This window comes from Kitasatospora sp. NPDC056531 (genome assembly GCF_042794375.1).
Lineage (GTDB): Bacteria > Actinomycetota > Actinomycetes > Streptomycetales > Streptomycetaceae > Kitasatospora.
In genome coordinates this window covers 44,330-59,883 of the sequence record NZ_JBHTTU010000024.1, presented here as the reverse complement: position 1 = coordinate 59,883, position 15,554 = coordinate 44,330, and the positions used below count along the sequence as shown (strand labels likewise).

The 15,554-nt window shown below is 73.5% G+C and carries 12 protein-coding genes and 1 pseudogene; 7 read left to right on the top strand and 6 right to left on the bottom strand.

Translation table 11 applies throughout. The annotated features are described in order from the left end of the window. Window positions 1–9: 9 nt before the first annotated feature. Window positions 10–1,995, top strand: coding sequence for a biotin carboxylase N-terminal domain-containing protein (locus ACFQ87_RS21335; protein WP_380612361.1), 1,986 nt, complete (start codon window positions 10–12; stop codon window positions 1,993–1,995). Between the two features lie 14 nt (window positions 1,996–2,009). Beyond that, on the top strand, window positions 2,010–3,182 hold the full coding sequence (locus ACFQ87_RS21330) for an acyl-CoA dehydrogenase family protein (protein ID WP_380612360.1): 1,173 nt from the start codon (window positions 2,010–2,012) through the stop codon (window positions 3,180–3,182). Window positions 3,183–3,213: 31 nt separating this feature from the next. Here the strand turns inward: ACFQ87_RS21330 and ACFQ87_RS21325 are convergent. Continuing rightward, window positions 3,214–3,510: pseudogene (locus tag ACFQ87_RS21325) on the bottom strand (sortase domain-bontaining protein); the annotation flags it as partial. 526 nt (window positions 3,511–4,036) lie between these two features. Between ACFQ87_RS21325 and ACFQ87_RS21320 the strand changes: the two are divergent. From ACFQ87_RS21320 to ACFQ87_RS21310, 3 genes are all read left to right on the top strand, one after another. Further along, window positions 4,037–5,638 carry a 4-coumarate--CoA ligase family protein gene (locus ACFQ87_RS21320; RefSeq protein ID WP_380612359.1) on the top strand — a complete coding sequence of 534 codons (1,602 nt, stop codon included), beginning with the start codon at window positions 4,037–4,039 and terminating at the stop codon, window positions 5,636–5,638. A gap of 86 nt (window positions 5,639–5,724) precedes the next feature. Next, a complete protein-coding gene (locus ACFQ87_RS21315) occupies window positions 5,725–6,345 on the top strand; it encodes a TetR/AcrR family transcriptional regulator (RefSeq protein ID WP_380612358.1) in 621 nt (206 codons plus the stop codon). Window positions 6,346–6,490: 145 nt separating this feature from the next. Further along, a complete protein-coding gene (locus ACFQ87_RS21310) occupies window positions 6,491–8,956 on the top strand; it encodes a SpoIIE family protein phosphatase (protein WP_380612357.1) in 2,466 nt (821 codons plus the stop codon). 86 nt (window positions 8,957–9,042) lie between these two features. Here ACFQ87_RS21310 and ACFQ87_RS21305 read toward each other — a convergent pair whose 3' ends face one another. The 5 genes from ACFQ87_RS21305 to ACFQ87_RS21285 all read right to left on the bottom strand — a co-directional run bounded on the left by ACFQ87_RS21305 (window position 9,043) and on the right by ACFQ87_RS21285 (window position 13,371). After that, a complete protein-coding gene (locus tag ACFQ87_RS21305; protein ID WP_380612356.1) occupies window positions 9,043–10,608 on the bottom strand; it encodes an MFS transporter in 1,566 nt (521 codons plus the stop codon). Then, entirely contained in the window at window positions 10,605–11,231 is a 627-nt protein-coding gene (locus ACFQ87_RS21300) for a TetR/AcrR family transcriptional regulator (protein ID WP_380612355.1), read from the bottom strand. The genes ACFQ87_RS21305 and ACFQ87_RS21300 overlap by 4 nt, the downstream gene beginning before the upstream one ends. Window positions 11,232–11,401: 170 nt before the next feature. Then, window positions 11,402–11,794, bottom strand: a complete 393-nt coding sequence (locus tag ACFQ87_RS21295) for a cell division protein SepF (protein ID WP_380612354.1) — start codon at window positions 11,792–11,794, stop codon at window positions 11,402–11,404. A gap of 272 nt (window positions 11,795–12,066) precedes the next feature. Beyond that, window positions 12,067–12,582 carry a DinB family protein gene (locus tag ACFQ87_RS21290; protein WP_380612353.1) on the bottom strand — a complete coding sequence of 172 codons (516 nt, stop codon included), beginning with the start codon at window positions 12,580–12,582 and terminating at the stop codon, window positions 12,067–12,069. A 45-nt stretch (window positions 12,583–12,627) separates the two neighbouring features. After that, window positions 12,628–13,371: a TVP38/TMEM64 family protein gene (locus ACFQ87_RS21285; RefSeq protein ID WP_380612352.1), complete on the bottom strand. Its 744-nt coding sequence runs from the start codon at window positions 13,369–13,371 to the stop codon at window positions 12,628–12,630. Window positions 13,372–13,625: 254 nt separating this feature from the next. Here ACFQ87_RS21285 and ACFQ87_RS21280 point away from each other — a divergent pair, with 254 nt between their 5' ends. Together ACFQ87_RS21280 and ACFQ87_RS21275 are read left to right on the top strand one after the other, a co-directional pair. Next, window positions 13,626–14,885, top strand: coding sequence for a sensor histidine kinase (locus ACFQ87_RS21280; protein ID WP_380612351.1), 1,260 nt, complete (start codon window positions 13,626–13,628; stop codon window positions 14,883–14,885). Further along, window positions 14,870–15,517 (top strand): response regulator, encoded by a 648-nt coding sequence (locus tag ACFQ87_RS21275; protein WP_380612350.1) that lies wholly within the window; start codon window positions 14,870–14,872, stop codon window positions 15,515–15,517. Before ACFQ87_RS21280 ends, ACFQ87_RS21275 begins: the two co-directional genes overlap by 16 nt. Window positions 15,518–15,554: the final 37 nt, after the last annotated feature.

The window sequence follows — 15,554 nt, the reverse complement described above, 5'->3', positions numbered from 1 at the left end:
CTACCGACGATGACTTCCAAGACTCCGATCACCAACCTGCTGGTCGCCAATCGAGGCGAGATCGCCCGCCGGGTGTTCCGCACCTGCCGGGAGCTCGGCATCGCGACCACCGCCGTGCACTCCGATCCGGACGCCACCGCCCCGCACGTGCGGGAGGCCGACGCCGCCGTCCGGCTGCCCGGCGCCGCGCCCGCCGACACCTACCTGCGCGGCGAGCTGATCGTGCGCGCCGCGCTGGCCGCCGGGGCCGACGCCGTCCACCCCGGGTACGGATTCCTGTCCGAGAACGCCGAGTTCGCGCGGGCCGTGCTGGACGCGGGCCTGGTCTGGGTCGGCCCGCCGCCGGCCGCGATCGCCGCGATGGGCTCGAAGACCGCCGCCAAGCGGTTGATGGTCGAGGCCGGGGTGCCCGTCCTGGGGGCGCTGGCGGAGCCGACCGAGGCCGACCTGCCGGTGCTGGTCAAGGCCGCGGCGGGCGGCGGCGGCCGCGGCATGCGGGTGGTCCGTCGACTGGCGGACCTGCCCGCCGAGTTGGCGGCGGCCCGGGCCGAGGCGGCCAAGGCCTTCGGCTCGGACGAGGTGTTCTGCGAGCGCTACCTGCCCACCGGGCGGCACGTCGAGGTCCAGCTGCTGGCCGACGCGCACGGCACGGTCTGGGCGGTCGGCGACCGCGACTGCTCGCTCCAGCGGCGGCACCAGAAGGTGGTCGAGGAGGCCCCGGCCCCCGGTCTTCCGGCGGACGTCCGGGCCGAGTTGCACGCGGCGGCGGTGAACGCAGCCCGGGCGATCGGCTACGTCGGCGCCGGGACGGCCGAGTTCCTGCTCGCCGAGGACGGCCGGTGCTACTTCCTGGAGATGAACACCCGCCTCCAGGTCGAGCACCCGGTCACCGAGGCGGTCACCGGGTTGGACCTGGTGGCGCTTCAACTCGCCGTCGCGGAGGGGGAGGAGCTCCCCGGGCCCACCCCGCCGCCGACCTCCGGCCACGCGATCGAGGCGCGGCTGTACGCCGAGGACCCGGCGAAGGACTGGCAGCCCGCCACCGGCACCCTGCACCTTCTCGAACTCGCCCACGAACACCAGGAGTTCACCGGAGCCGGAGCCGGAGCCGGAGCCGGAACCGCCGCCGGTTCCGGCCTGCGCCTGGACTCCGGCGTCGAGTCCGGCAGCGAGATCACCCCGCACTACGACGCGATGCTCGCCAAAGTGATCGCCTGGGCGCCGACCCGCGCCGCCGCCGCCCGCAAGCTGGCCGACGCGCTCGCCCGCGCGAGGATCCACGGCCCGTCCACCAACCGGGAGTTGCTGGTCCGAGCGCTGCGGCACCCGGCCTTCCTCGCCGAACGCCTGCACACCGGCTTCCTCACCGAACACGCGGCCGAGCTCACCGCCCCGGACACCAAGGGCGTCGGACGCGCCGCGCTGGCCGCCGCCCTCGCCGACGCCGCCGCCTGCGCCACCGCCCTCCCCTCCGGCTGGCGCAACCTGTCCTCCCAGTCGCAGGTCAAGCGCTACCGGGCCGCCGACGGCACGGAGTCGGAGGTCCGCTACCGCCACACCCGGGCCGGCCTGCTGGCCGAGGACCACCCGGACGTGGAACTCGTCGAGGCCACCGCCGAGCGCGTCGTGCTGCGCGAGGGCGAGGTCCGACGTCCGTACCGCGTCGCCCGTTACGGCGGCCGGGCGCAGCAGGTGTACGTCGACACCCCGACCGGCAGCACCGGGCTCACCGCCCTGCCGCGCTTCCCCGACCCGACCGCCCAGACCGACCCCGGCGCCCTGCTCGCCCCGATGCCCGGCACCGTGCTCCGCACCACCGCCGCCGTCGGGGACGCCGTCACCGCCGGGCAGCCGCTGCTCGTGCTGGAGGCGATGAAGATGGAGCACCGCGTCACCGCCCCCGCCGACGGCATCCTCGTCGAACTCCTCGCCACCCCCGGCCGGCAGGTCGAACTCGGCACCCTGCTGGCCGTCGTCCAGACCACCGAAGCCTGAGGAAGGACCCCCGTATGTCCGCCATCGGCAGTCAGCTCCTCGAAACCCCCGAACGCAAGGCCCTGCGCCAGGCCGTCGGCGACCTCGGCCGCCGCTACGGCTCCGCCTACTACCTCGCCAAGGCCCGGGCCGGCGAGCCCGCCGAGGAACTGTGGTCGGAGGCCGGCAAGGCCGGCTACCTGGGCGTCAACCTGCCCGCCGAGTACGGCGGCGGAGGCGGCGGCATCACCGACCTCGCCATCGTCCTGGAGGAACTCGGTACCGCCGGCTGCCCGTTGCTGCTGCTGATCGTCTCGCCGGCGATCTGCGGCACGGTGATAGCCCGCTACGGCACCGAGGAGCAGAAGCGGCACTGGCTGCCCGGACTGGCGGACGGCAGCCGCAAGATGGCCTTCGGCATCACGGAGCCGGACGCCGGCTCCAACTCGCACCGGATCTCCACCGTCGCCCGCCGGGACGGCGAGGACTGGCTGCTGACCGGCCGCAAGGTGTTCGTCTCAGGCATCGACCACTCCGACGCCGTGCTGTTCGTCGCGCGTACCGAGGACGCACGCACCGGCAAGCTCAAGCCCTGCCTGTTCGTCGTCCCGCGCGACACCCCCGGTTTTGAGTACCGGGCGATCCCGATGGAGCTCGTCGCCCCGGAGAAGCAGTTCCAGGTCTTCCTGGACGACGTCCGGCTGCCCGCCGAGGCCCTCGTCGGCGACGAGAACGCCGGCTTGCTCCAGCTGTTCGCCGGCCTCAACCCGGAGCGGATCCTCACCGCTGCCTTCTCGCTCGGCCTGGCCCGCCAGGCCCTCGGCAAGGCGGTCGAGTACGCGAAGACCCGGACCGTCTGGTCCACTCCGATCGGCGCCCACCAGGGTCTGGCCCACCCGCTGGCCCAGTGCGCGGTGGAGATCGAGCTGGCCCGGCTGATGACCCAGAAGGCCGGGCTGCTCTACGACGCGGGGGAGGACCTGGCCGCCGGGGAGGCCGCCAACATGGCCAAGTACGCCGCCGGGGAGGCCGCCGCCCGTACCGTCGACCAGGCGGTGCAGACCCTCGGCGGCAACGGCCTCACCCAGGAGTACGGGCTGGGCGCGCTGCTGGCGGCCACCCGGGTCGGCCGGGTCGCGCCGGTCAGCCGGGAGATGGTGCTCAACTACGTGGCCCAGCACACCCTGGGCCTGCCCAAGTCGTACTGACCGTCCTGAGGCGCCGCCGTCCCGGCCAGGGTCACCGCAGGGCGATCAGGTGGGCGAACACCACGGTGTTGGACTCGTACCCGGTGCGCGGGTCGAACTTCCCGCCGCAGGTGATCACCCGCAGCTCGGCCCGGTTGGCGGCGCCGCCGTACACCTGGGCGTCGGGGAAGTCCCTCTTCGGGAACACCCGGACGGAGCCGACGGTGAACACCGCGGTTCGCCGGTCCTTGCGGGCCACCTCCACGGCGTCGCCCGGGCGCAGCAGCCCGAGCCGGTAGAACACCGCCGGCCCGATGCGGTCGTCGGCGTGTTCGACCACGATGGCGTTCCCGGCGGCACCGGGCGCGGCGCCGTCCCGGTACCAGCGCGGTGCCGGTCGGCGGGTTCTGCTCGATCGTCCAGTTGACCTGCCGGACGGTGTCGAAGGTGAAGGCGTCCAGGTAGAACTTGCAGACCTTGGGTTCGTCGCGGGTGTCGGTCACCGGCGTGGTGTCGCGGTGGACCTTGACGTCGCCGTTGTCGCCCGGCGCGGCCGGCGCGGCCGGGGCCCCGCCGAGGGTGAGCGCGGCCGCCACCGTGGCGGCGGCGAACAGGCGGTGGGCGGACGGCAGGGAGGAGGTGGTGGGTCTCACGGGGGTGCTCCAGGCTCCGGGGCTGCACCCGGGGGCGGGCGGCCGTGGTGCACACCGTCCGGGCGGGCGCCCCCGGTAGCAACTGTGCCACGCACGCTCCTCCCCCGGTTCCTCACAATGGACCAGCGACTCCCCTGACTGTCCGTATGCTCCTGAGCGCGCCCCGTACCGACTCCGTCACCGGTTTTGTTGCTGCATCAACTTCCTTGCTGGAGGCTCACCTTGGTGTTCCGAAGTGAATTCCCGGACGTCCCCGTGATCGACCTGCCGATCCACGATGCGGTGCTCGGCTCCGCCGCCGAGTACGGTGAGCGGCCGGCCCTGATCGACGGCCTCACCGGGGAGGAGGTCAGCTACGCGCGGCTCGCCGCCTCGGTCGAACGGGTCGCCGCCGGACTGGCCGGAGCGGGGGTGCACAAGGGCGATGTGGTCGCCCTGTTCAGTCCCAACTCGATCGTCTATCCGATGGCCTACTACGGCGCCACCCGGGCCGGCGCCACCGTCACCACGGTGTCCTCGCTGTCCACCCCCGTCGAACTGGCCGGACAGCTCCGCGACAGCGGCGCCCGCTGGCTGATCACCGTCTCCCCGTTCCTGCCGACCGCCCGTGCGGCCGCCGAACAGCTCGCCGCCGACGGCCGCCCGCTGACCGAGATCATCGTGCTGGACGGCGCGGACGGCCACCGCTCGCTCGCCGACCTGCTCGCCGCCACCGGCCCCGTCCCCGAGACCGTGATCGACCCGGGCGAGGACGTCGCCGTGCTGCCCTACTCCAGCGGCACCACCGGCTTGCCCAAGGGAGTGATGCTCACCCACCGCTCGATCGCCACCAACCTCGCCCAGACCGACGCCCTCTACCGCCCCGCCGTGGGCGAACGGGTGCTCGCCGTGCTGCCGTTCTTCCACATCTACGGCCTGTCGGCCCTGCTCAACCAGCCGCTGCGGTGCGGCGCCACCGTGGTCGTCCTGCCCCGCTTCGACCTGGAGCAGTTCTGCCGCGCGATCGAACAGCACCGGGTACAGGCCCTGGTGGTGGCTCCGCCGATCGCGCTCGCCCTGGCCAAACACCCGGTGGTGGACGGCTTCGACCTCTCCTCCGTCGAGTACCTGCTGTGCGCGGCCGCCCCGCTGGACCAGGCCCTCGCCGACGCCTGCGCCCGGCGCCTGGGCCTGCCGCACCTGCTCCAGGGCTACGGCATGACCGAGCTGTCCCCGGTCACCCACGTGGTCTCCCCGACCGAGCACGACCCCTCACCCGGCTCGGTCGGCCGGATGGTCCCCTCCACCGAACTGCGGGTCACCGCCCTGGACGGCAGCGGCCGGGACCTCGGCGCCGGCGAGCGCGGCGAGCTGTGGATCCGCGGCCCCCAGGTGATGAAGGGCTACTTCGGCCGCCCCTCCGACACCGCTGCCGTGATCGACGCCGAGGGCTGGCTGCACACCGGCGACATCGGCTGCGTGGACGAGCGCGGCTACCTGCACATCGTCGACCGGGTCAAGGAGCTGATCAAGTACAAGGGGTACCAGGTCGCCCCCGCCGAGCTGGAGGCCGTGCTGCTCGGCCACCCGCAGATCACCGACGCCGCCGTGATCGGCGTCCCGGACGCCGACGGCACCGAGTGCCCCAAGGCCTTCGTGGTCCGGGCCCCCGGCAGTGCCCTGACCGCCGAGGAGGTCACCGGCTACGTGGCCGGGCAGGTCGCCCCGTACAAGAAGGTCCGCGCGGTGGAGTTCGTCGACACCGTCCCCAAGTCCGCGGCCGGCAAGATCCTCCGCCGCGAACTGCGCGCCCGCGAGGCCGCACGGGCCGAGGCGGCGAGCTGAACGGGGGCCCTGACCGGCGAAGACCTCGGCGCGTCTGTGAGGATCGATCCGCCGCGCCCCGACCGGAACAGGAACCGCCGCCCGCCATGACCAGCCACCCCGCCGTCCGCACCCCCCAGCAGGACCGCAGCCGCGCGACCCGGGCCCGGCTGCTCGCGGCCGCCGTGGACTGTCTGGCCGAGCTCGGCTGGCAGGGCTCCACCGTCGCCGTGGTCGCCGAGCGGGCCGGCGTCTCCCGGGGCGCCGCCCAGCACCACTTCCCGACCCGGGAGGACCTGTTCACCGCGGCCGTCGAGTACGTCACCGCCGAGCGGCTGGCAGCCGTCCGCGCCCACGCGGACGAACTGCCGGCCGCCGGCCCCGACCGCACCCGGGCCGTGGTCGACATGATCGTCCGCCTCTACATCGGCCCGGACTTCCGCGCCGCCCTGCACCTGTGGACCGCCGCCGCCACCGAGGAGGCCTTGCGCGAGCGGATCGTCGCCCTGGAGGGCCGGGTCGGCCGGGAGGCCCACCGGGCCGCCGTGGAGTTCCTCGGCGCCGACGAGACCCGCCCGGGCGTGCGCGAATCGGTGCAGGCCACCCTCGACCTCGCCCGCGGACTGGGCCTGGCCAACCTGCTGACCGACGACAGTGTTCGACGTTCCGGAGTGATCCGGCAGTGGGCGGGCCTTCTGGAGAGTACGCTGCGCCCGGTACGCCCATGACGCCCGTGCAACCGGAGCGGCCGGACACCCCTCACCAAGGGGTCGCCGGGCGGCCGATGTCCGTGCAGTCTGGAGAAGAAACCCGGCCGGCACGGACCGCGAGGCCCACCCGGCCGGGCACGAGCCGAACCGGGGTGCTGCCTGAATGCACGGACACGAGTGGGACGCGACCGACGCCGCCGGCCTCGCACCGGGCGGCGCCTTCGCGCGCCCGGAGGGCCACCGACTGGTCCCGCTCGCGACGGCCCTGCTCCAGAGCGACGGCCTGATCCTGCACTGGAGCGATGACGCCGAGGCCCTGCTCGGCTACACCGCGGAGGAGGCCGTCGGCAGCTACGCCGCCCGGCTGCTCACCGACGACACCGACCGCCCCGAGGTGCTCGACATCTTCCGGCGGATCATGGCGGGCACCGGCACCTCCTTCGTCTTCCCGGTCCGCCACCGAGACGGCCACAAGGTCGAGCTGGAGTTCCGCACCTACCCGATCGCCGGCCCGAGCGGCACCCTGCTGCTGCTCGCCACCGCCTCGGACACCCGCGCCCTGCACGAGATCGAGGCCGACCTGGCCGTCCTCGACGGCATCTTCGGCCGCTCGCCGATCGGCATGGCCGTCTACGACACCCAGCTGCGCTTCGTCCGGATCAACGAGGCACTCGCCCGGATGAACGGCGTCCCGGTCGCCGGCCACCTCGGCCGCCGGATAACCGTCGTTCTGCCCGGCATCAACAGCGTCGAGATCGAGCAGACCATGAGACAGGTCCTCAAGAGCGGCAAGCCCGTCGTCGACGCCCGCTCGCACGGCCGCGTCCCCGGCGACCCCAAGCGGGACCGTGCCTGGTCCGCCTCCTACTTCCGGCTGGAGGACTCCACCGGAAAGGTCTTCGGCGTCGCCTCCTCGATCATCGACGTCACCGAGCGCTTCCAGGCCGAGGCCCGCGCCGCCCGCGCCCAGGAACGGCTGGCCACCATCGCCGAGGCCACCGCCCGGATCGGCACCACCCTCGACCTCCAGCGCACCGCGGAGGAACTGATCGAGGCCGTCGTCCCCCGGTTCGCCGACTTCGCCACCGTCGACCTGCTGGAACCCGTCCTGCGCGGCGCCGAGCCCACCGCGATCCCGTCCGACCGGTCCGTCACCCTGCGCGCCGTCGCCGTCGGGGAGAGCTACGAGTCCGGCCTCGCGCACGCCGTGGACGTCGTCGGCGAGACCTCCGAGTACGCCCCCGACCGCAGCTACACCCAGTGCCTGCGCAGCGGGCGGCCGTTGCTGCGCGCCCACGTGGACGAGGAGGTGCTGCGCGGACTGGTGTCCAGCGAGGACCGGATCGCCCCCGGGATGGCGGCCGGCATCCACTCGTACCTGATGGTGCCGATCACCGCCCGGGGCATGGTGCTCGGCGGCTCCGAGTTCATCCGGATGCGCAACCCCGAGCCGTTCACCGACGCCGACGTCGCGCTCGCCGAGGAACTGGTCGCCCGCACCGCGCTGGCACTCGACAACGCCCGGCTCTACCGGCGCGAGCGGGAGACCGCCCTCACCCTGCAGCGCAGCCTGTTGCCGCAGGAGATCCACCGCACCCTCGGCCTGGAGATCGCCTACCGCTACCTGCCCAGCAGCGTGGTCAGCGAGGTCGGCGGCGACTGGTTCGACGTGGTGCCGCTGTCCTGCGGCCGGGTCGCGCTGGTGGTCGGCGACGTAATGGGCCACGGCATCCGGGCCGCCGCCACCATGGGGCAGCTGCGCACCGTCGCCCGCACCCTGGCCACCCTGGACATGCCGCCCGAGCAGGTCCTCACCCGACTGGACGAGACCGCCTCGGGCATCGGCGAGGGCCAGTTCGCCACCTGCATATGCGCGGTCTACGACCCGCTGGAGCGGACCGTCCAGGTCGCCTCGGCCGGGCACCTGCCACCGGTGTGGGTCGACACCGACGGCACCGCGCGCACGATCGAGGTGCCGCCCGGCGTGCCGCTGGGTGTCGGCGGGGTCGCCTTCGAGTCGATCGAGTTCACTCTCCCCGAGGGCAGCATGCTCGCCCTCTACACCGACGGCCTGGTCGAGCGGCGCGGCCAGGACCTGGACGACGGCATCGACCTGCTCGCCCGCACGCTGTCCCAGACCGGCCGGACGCTGGAGCAGAGCTGCGACGCCGTCCTCGCCGCGCTGGTCACCGACGGCACCGAGGACGACATCGCGATGATCATGGCGCGGGCGCTGCCGGTGGCCGCCGACCGGATCGCCACCCTCCCGCTCACCGGCGGCGGCAAGCTGCCCGGCAGGGCCCGCCGCTTCACCCGCGCCACCCTGGAGGGTTGGGGCCTGAGCGCGCTCTCCGACTACGCCGAACTCATGGTCAGCGAGCTGGTCACGAACGCCCTGCTGCACGCCGAGGCACCGCGCCGACTGCGGCTGTTCCGCGACCGGGTGCTGACCGTCGAGGTCTCCGACGCCGGCGGCCAGACCCCGCAGCTGCGCCCCTTCGCCGAGCAGGACGAGGGCGGGCGCGGGATGTTCCTGGTCAGCGAGCTGGCCCAGCGCTGGGGCAGCCGGCTCACCCGGGACGGCAAGGTGGTCTGGGCCGAGCTGGAGCTGCCCTTCGGGGCGTCCTGAGGCGTGTTCGCAGGCCCCCGGGAACGGGCGTTCCGCAGACGAGAACGGCCGTTCCCGGATGGAAACGGCCGTTCTCGTTCGCGTTCCTACGCGTCGGCCTTCTGCGGCTCGGCGACCTCGACCGGCGCTGCCGCCGTCGGGGCGGACAGCCCGCGCAGCAGTCGCCAGGCCAGGACGGCCGCGCCCACCAGCAGCGCCCCGGCGACCAGCCCGGCGCTGTTCATGCCGTGCACGAAGGCGTCCTTGGCGCTCGCCAGCAGCGGCTGGGCCACCTCGGCCGGCAGCCCGTGCGCCGCCTCCACGGCCGAACCGAGCGACTCACCGGCCCGGGCCGCGGTCTCCGCGGAGGCCCCGGCCGGCACGGACAGCCCGTTCGCGTAGATCGAGCCGACCACCGAACCGACCAGCGCGATGCCGAGCGCGGTGCCCAGTTCGTACGCCGTCTCGGAGGCCGCCGAGGCGGCCCCGGCCTTGTCGGCGGGCGCGGCGCTCAGCACCAGGTCGGCGCCGAGCGTGTAGACCACGCCCTCGGCCGTGCCGGTCAGCAGGAAGGAGACGGCCAGCAGCAGGTAGGTGGTGTCCTGCTGCAGCCAGCCCAGCACCCCCGCGGCCAGACCCATGGCGAGCAGACTGGCCGTCAGCGCCTTGCGGACGCCGAAGCGCCGGGCGATCCGGGCGGTCAGCAGACCGCCGACCGCCGAGCCGACGAAGGCCGGTAGCTCCGCCAGGCCTGCCTGGAGCGGCTCGTAGCCGCGGACCAGCTGGAGGTACTGCGAGACCACGAAGATCACGCCGCTCAGGCCCACCAGGGAGATCAGCGAGGCGGTGACGGCGGCGGTGAACCGCCGGTCGCGGAACAGCCGGACGTCCAGCAGCGGGGTCTCCAGCCGCAGCTGGCGGCGGACGAAGACGGTCAGCGCGGCGGCGCCCAGGAGGAAGGTGACCGGGACGTCCCAGCGGGCGAGGCCGTGTGCGGCGCCCTCCTTGACCGCGTACACCACGCCGATCACACCGGCCATCGACAGCGCGACGCTCAGCACGTCCCAGCGGCCCGGCTTCGGGTCCCTGGACTCCGGCAGCAGCCAGGCGCCGGAGATCAGCAGCAGGAGCAGGACCGGGATGTTCAGCAGGAACACCGAACCCCACCAGAAGTGCTCCAGCAGCACCCCGCCGACCACCGGCCCGAGCGCGGCGCCGGCGGTGGCGGCCGCGCCCCAGATGCCGATCGCGGTGGCCCGCTCCCGGTCGTCCGGGAACAGGCCGCGGATCAGCGACAGGGTGGACGGCATGATCGTCGCCCCGGCGACGCCGAGCAGCGCGCGGGCCAGGATCAGCCAGCCCGGGCCCGGCGCGTAGGCGGCCAGCAGCGAGGCGGCGCCGAAGGCGGTGGCGCCGGACAGCAGCAGCTTCTTGCGGCCGATCCGGTCGCTCAGCGCGCCCATGCTGACCAGCAGGCCGGCCAGTACGAAGGAGTAGGAGTCGCCGATCCAGAGCAGCTGGGTGCCGCTGGGGCGCAGCGACTCGCTGATGGACGGGATGGCGAGGGAGAGCACGGTCGCGTCCAGGGCGACCACGGTGACGGCCAGCACCAGGACGGCGAGGCCGGTCCAGCGCTGGCGGGCGGTCAGAAGGGTGGGAGCTGTGAAGCTCATGGGATATCGGTTTCCGGTTTCCGGTCCGAGGTGCTGTGGGTCGGGCCAACGGGGATGTGGGCCGTGGGGGCGGGGGTGTCCGGCCGGCGCAGGGCGCCGCCGAGGAACAGCTCGGCGAGCGAGAAGGCGGCCTCGCGCGGGGCGAGCCGGCCGTCCTGGATGGCCCAGCCGATGCCGGCGACGAGGTCGAAGAAGGCCTCGCTCAGCCAGGCGGCGCTCAGTTCGATCCGGAAGACGCCCTGCTGCTGTCCGCGCAGGAAGAGCGCGTGCAGCCGGGCGATCTGGACCTCCCAGAGGTCGTTGATGTCGTCGTGGTCGTAGAGCTGGTTCTCGCCGGCCAGGAAGGCGCAGAGCATCGCGTCGGGGACGGAGGCGTCCACCAGGCGGCGCAGCGCGGCCTCGGCGTCGCCCTCCTCGGTCGCGGCGGTGTCCAGGGCGGCGGCGAAGCGCTCCAGGCCGAGTCGGCCGACCTCGCGGATCAGCGCCTCGCGCCCCGGGAACAGTCGGTGCAGGGTGGCGCGGCTGATGCCCGCGGCGCGGGCGATCTCGTCCATGTGGGCGGTGGGGCGGCGGGAGAGCACGCCGACGGCGGCTTCGAGGACGGTGTCGCGGTCGGTGGCCATGCATCAAGTCTAGACGAGATGAGACATCAATGTCTCAAAATTTGTTCTACTGTCTCAGGTGATTCGCGTCGCCCCGGCCTCTGGGCAGCAAAAACCGGGGACGGCGGGTGTGCCGTCCCCGGTCGGGGCGCTGGGTAGCCGTACGGCCGACTCAGCTCTGGTTGTGCGGCTCAGCTCTGGTTGTAGAAGCCGGTCTCGTCGAGCGGGCGGTCGATCACCATGACCTCGACGTCAGCCGGGGTGAGCAGGAAGACCCGGCGGGCGATCCGCTCGATGCCGCCCCGGGTGCCGAAGATCAGGCCGGAGGCGAAGTCGACCATGCGCTTGGCCTCCGCCTCCTCCATCTCGGTGAGGTCCATGACCACCGGGGTGCTCGCCCGGATGTGCTCGCCGACCGTGCGTGCCGCCTCGAAGCCCGTCGGCCGCAGGGAGACGATCTTCGCGGGTGCGGGGACGGCGGGAACCGTCTCCTGATCCACCCACTCGTCGTCGTACACAGCGGCCGGGTAGTTCCCCGAGGGCATCAGCCACCCGTTGTGGTGCTCGTCGCGAAGTGCTCCCATGCCGCGCCTCCCTGCCTCGTCCCGTCCTGGTCCCCCGGGGGGCGCGTGTCCTTCTTGACACGTCATCCACTCGTCGGAACTGTCCGAGTATCGCACTGTTCACCGGTCCCGTGCCCCGCTCGCTATCCCCGTACGAGTTGTGCCGCGCCGGAAACCCGGGCGGACCCGGGCAAAGGAAGCGACGCGGCGCAGCTCCGTACGGTTGCGCGCGTAGACCATATCGGTCACGGCCACCGCTTAATTGACCTTCTGTCAACAATGCGGAAACGATTTCATTCGCCGGTGGAACCGTCCACCAGTTCGCGCAGAAGATCCGCGTGGCCGTTGTGGCGCGCGTACTCCTCGACCATGTGGACGAGGATCCAGCGGAGTGTCACTTCCCGGTCGTGGCGCAGCCGCTTGCCGACGGTGTCCAGCGGCAGGCCGGCCGAGGCCTCGCGGGCGGCCGCGATCTCGGCGCGCCAGACGGCGAAGTCGGCGGCGACGTCGGCGGTGTCGACGTTGTCGAAGTCGCCGTCAGGGTCCTGCTCGGTCCAGTAGTGGCCGGTGGCGACCTCCTCGCCGCGCAGGACGCCCTGGAACCAGTGCCGCTCCACCTCGGCCATGTGCCGCACCAGGCCGAGCAGGGAGAGCGTGGACGGCGGGACGGAGCGCAGCCGCAGCTGGTCGTCGGTCAGGCCCTCGCACTTGAGGGCGAGGGTGCTGCGGTGGTAGTCGAGCCAGGAGGTGAGCATGGCGGCCTCGTCGGCGGCCGTCGGCGGGTCCACCCGCGGGTTGAGTTCGGTCATGCCGGCCATCGTGGCCCCCGGCGGCGCGGCGGCGCGACCGATTTGTCAGCCGGCCTGGATCCGGCGGCGGGCCGCGGCCGCGCGCCAGAGACCGACCAGGCTGCCGATCACCAGCAGGGCGATCACCCCGGCGGAGACCAGGAACGCGGCCGAGCCCGGCTGGTCCGCGCTGGCGGCGGCGGTGACGTAGACGGCGGTGGTGGGCACCACGCCGATCGCGGTGGCGAGGAGGAAGGGCAGGAAGCGGACCCCGGAGAAGGCCGCGCCGTAGTTGCCGGCCTGGAAGGGCAGGCCGGGCAGCAGCCGCAGCACCAGGACGCTGCGGAAGCCCTGCTCGGTGAAGCGCTGGTCGAGGGCGCCCAGCACCTTGCCGCGCAGGTAGGGCTTCAGCGCCTCCCGGCCGAGGCCGCGGCCCAGGGCGAAGGCCATCGCCGCGCCCAGGGTGGTGCCGAGCACGGCGAGCAGCACGCCCTGCTGGATGCCCAGCAGCAGTCCGGCGACGGCGTTCAGCGCGGGGCGCGGGACGAAGGCGAGCGTGCCGACCGCGTAGACCAGGGTGAACAGCGGTGCGAACCAGTAGCCGGGCATCCGGTCCGCCAGGCCGCCGGAGAGCAGGTCCGTCGGGCTCCACAGCAGCAGCGACCCGGCGCACGCCCCCAGCAGCAGCACCAGCAGGCCGAACCGCCACCAGGCCGAACGGGCCGGGCGCTCGGGACCGGGCTCGGGACCGGTCTCTGGACCGGGCTCGGTGGCGCTCGGCAGGGGGGAGGTCGTGAGGGCTTCGGGCACGGCCCGAGCCTAACCGGTGCCCGGGCCGGGCCGGTCTGCCGGTTCGCCGGTTCGCCTGGGCGAGGGTCGACGCCGGTGATCGCACTCGGCATGATGTCGGTCGGGGATCTTGCTGCGGTCAGGTCGGGGGTGCCGGTGTCCGGCTGGACGCACGGTCGGGTGGGGCTGGCCACACTCCCCGCCCGAACGGGGCGGACCCGGGCTCCGCGCGGTGCAGGGTGGGGAGCACCGACGGAAGGCGAGGAAGGGCGGCCATGGGGCGAGTGGGGGCGTGGGCGGCGGGGGCCGCGGTGGGATTCTTACGGGCCTGCGTGGTCGCGGCCGTGACCCTGTTGGTCCCGGCGGTGTGGGCGGGCGCGGTGGCGCTCGGGGTCCACTGGGGGCCGGCGAACCCGTGGTCCTGGCTGCTGCCGGTGGTGCTGGTGTGCGCGGGCACCCTGGCGCTGGGCCGCCCGGTGTGCCGGGCCGTGCGTTCCCTGGTCGCGCGGTGGGACGGCACCGTCATCGACGCCGGGTACCGGCAGGCCCCGCCGGTGGTCCGGATGTCCACCGGGTTCTGGTGGAACGGCTTCGGCTACGAGAAGTCCCGCCGCGACGCCCTGATGGACCAGCACTGGCGGATCCGCTGGCGCGACCCCGCCAACCTGCGCGACCTGCGGTTCGTCGCGATCGCGCCGATCACCGCGGGCCTGGTCGCCGCGCTGCCGCCCGTCGGGGTGGCCGCGGCGGTGCTGGGGCTCGGCCGGCCCGGGACCGTGGCCCGGGTGGTCGGGGCGCTCGGCGCGGTGCTCGCCGTCGGCTGCGCCCCGTACGCCTGGCGGGTGGTGACGCCGGTCGCCGTGCGCTTCCTGCGGCCCACGGCGGCGATGGCGCTGGCGGAGCGGGTGGCGGAGCTGACCGCCCAGCGCGCGGACGCGACGGTCGCCCAGGCCGCCGAGATCCGCCGGATCGAGCGGGACCTGCACGACGGGGCGCAGGCCCGGCTGGTGGCGCTCGGGCTCTCGTTGTCGACCGCGCAGCGGCTGGTGGAGCGCGACCCGGAGCAGGCCAAGGCGCTGATGCGGGACGCGCAGGCCGGGGCGAAGGCCTCGCTGGCCGAACTGCGCGGGCTGATCCAGGGGATCAGCCCGCCGGTGCTGACCGAGCGCGGACTGGTCGACGCGGTGCGGGCCCTGGCGCTGGACCTCCGCCTCACGGTGACCGTCGAGGCCGAGGCCCCGGTGCGGGTGGACGCGCCGATCGAGTCCGCCGTCTACTTCGGCATCGCCGAGCTGCTGACCAACGCCCTCAAGCACGGCCGGGCGACCCGGGCGGGCGTGACCTTCCGTCAGGACGAGCTCGGACTCGTCGTCGAGGTCGAGGACGACGGCTCGGGCGGCGTCCGGGAACGGCCCGGCGGCGGACTCGCGGGCCTGCGCCGCCGCCTCGCCGCCTTCGACGGAACCCTGGAGATCACCAGTCCGCCCGGCGGACCGACCCATGTCAGGATGACGGTGCCATGCGAATCCTTGTAGCCGAAGACCTCTACCTGCTGCGCGACGGGATGGTCCGTCTGATCGAGGCGTGCGGGCACGAGGTGGTGGCCACCGCCTCCACCGGGCCCGAGACGCTCGAAGCGCTGCGCACCCACCGCCCGGACGCCTCCGTGGTCGACGTCCGGATGCCGCCGACCCAGTCGGACGAGGGTCTGCGGGCGGCGCTGGTCGCGCGCAGGGAGCTGCCCGGGCTGCCGGTGCTGATCCTCTCCCAGCACGTGGAGCAGCTGTACGCACGGGAGTTGCTGGCCGACGGCTCCGGCGGGGTCGGCTACCTGCTCAAGGAGAGCGTGTTCGACGCCGACCAGTTCATCGGCTCGTTGGAGCGCGTCGCGGCCGGCGGGACGGCGATGGACCCGGCCGTCATCGCCAAGCTGCTGTCGGCGAGCCCGCCGGAGCGGGGGCTCAGCCAGCTCACCGAGCGCGAGTACGAGGTGCTGGGCCTGATGGCCGAGGGACTGTCCAACCAGGCCATCGGGCGGCGGCTGTTCCTCAGCGACAGCGCGATCAGCAAGTACACCACCTCGATGTTCGGCAAGCTCGGCATCGCCGACGACGATGACACCAACCGCCGGGTGCGGGCCGTGCTGACGTATCTCAACCAGACCTGAACCGCTCTTTCGCGCAAGGGAGTTGCCGGGCGGCGCG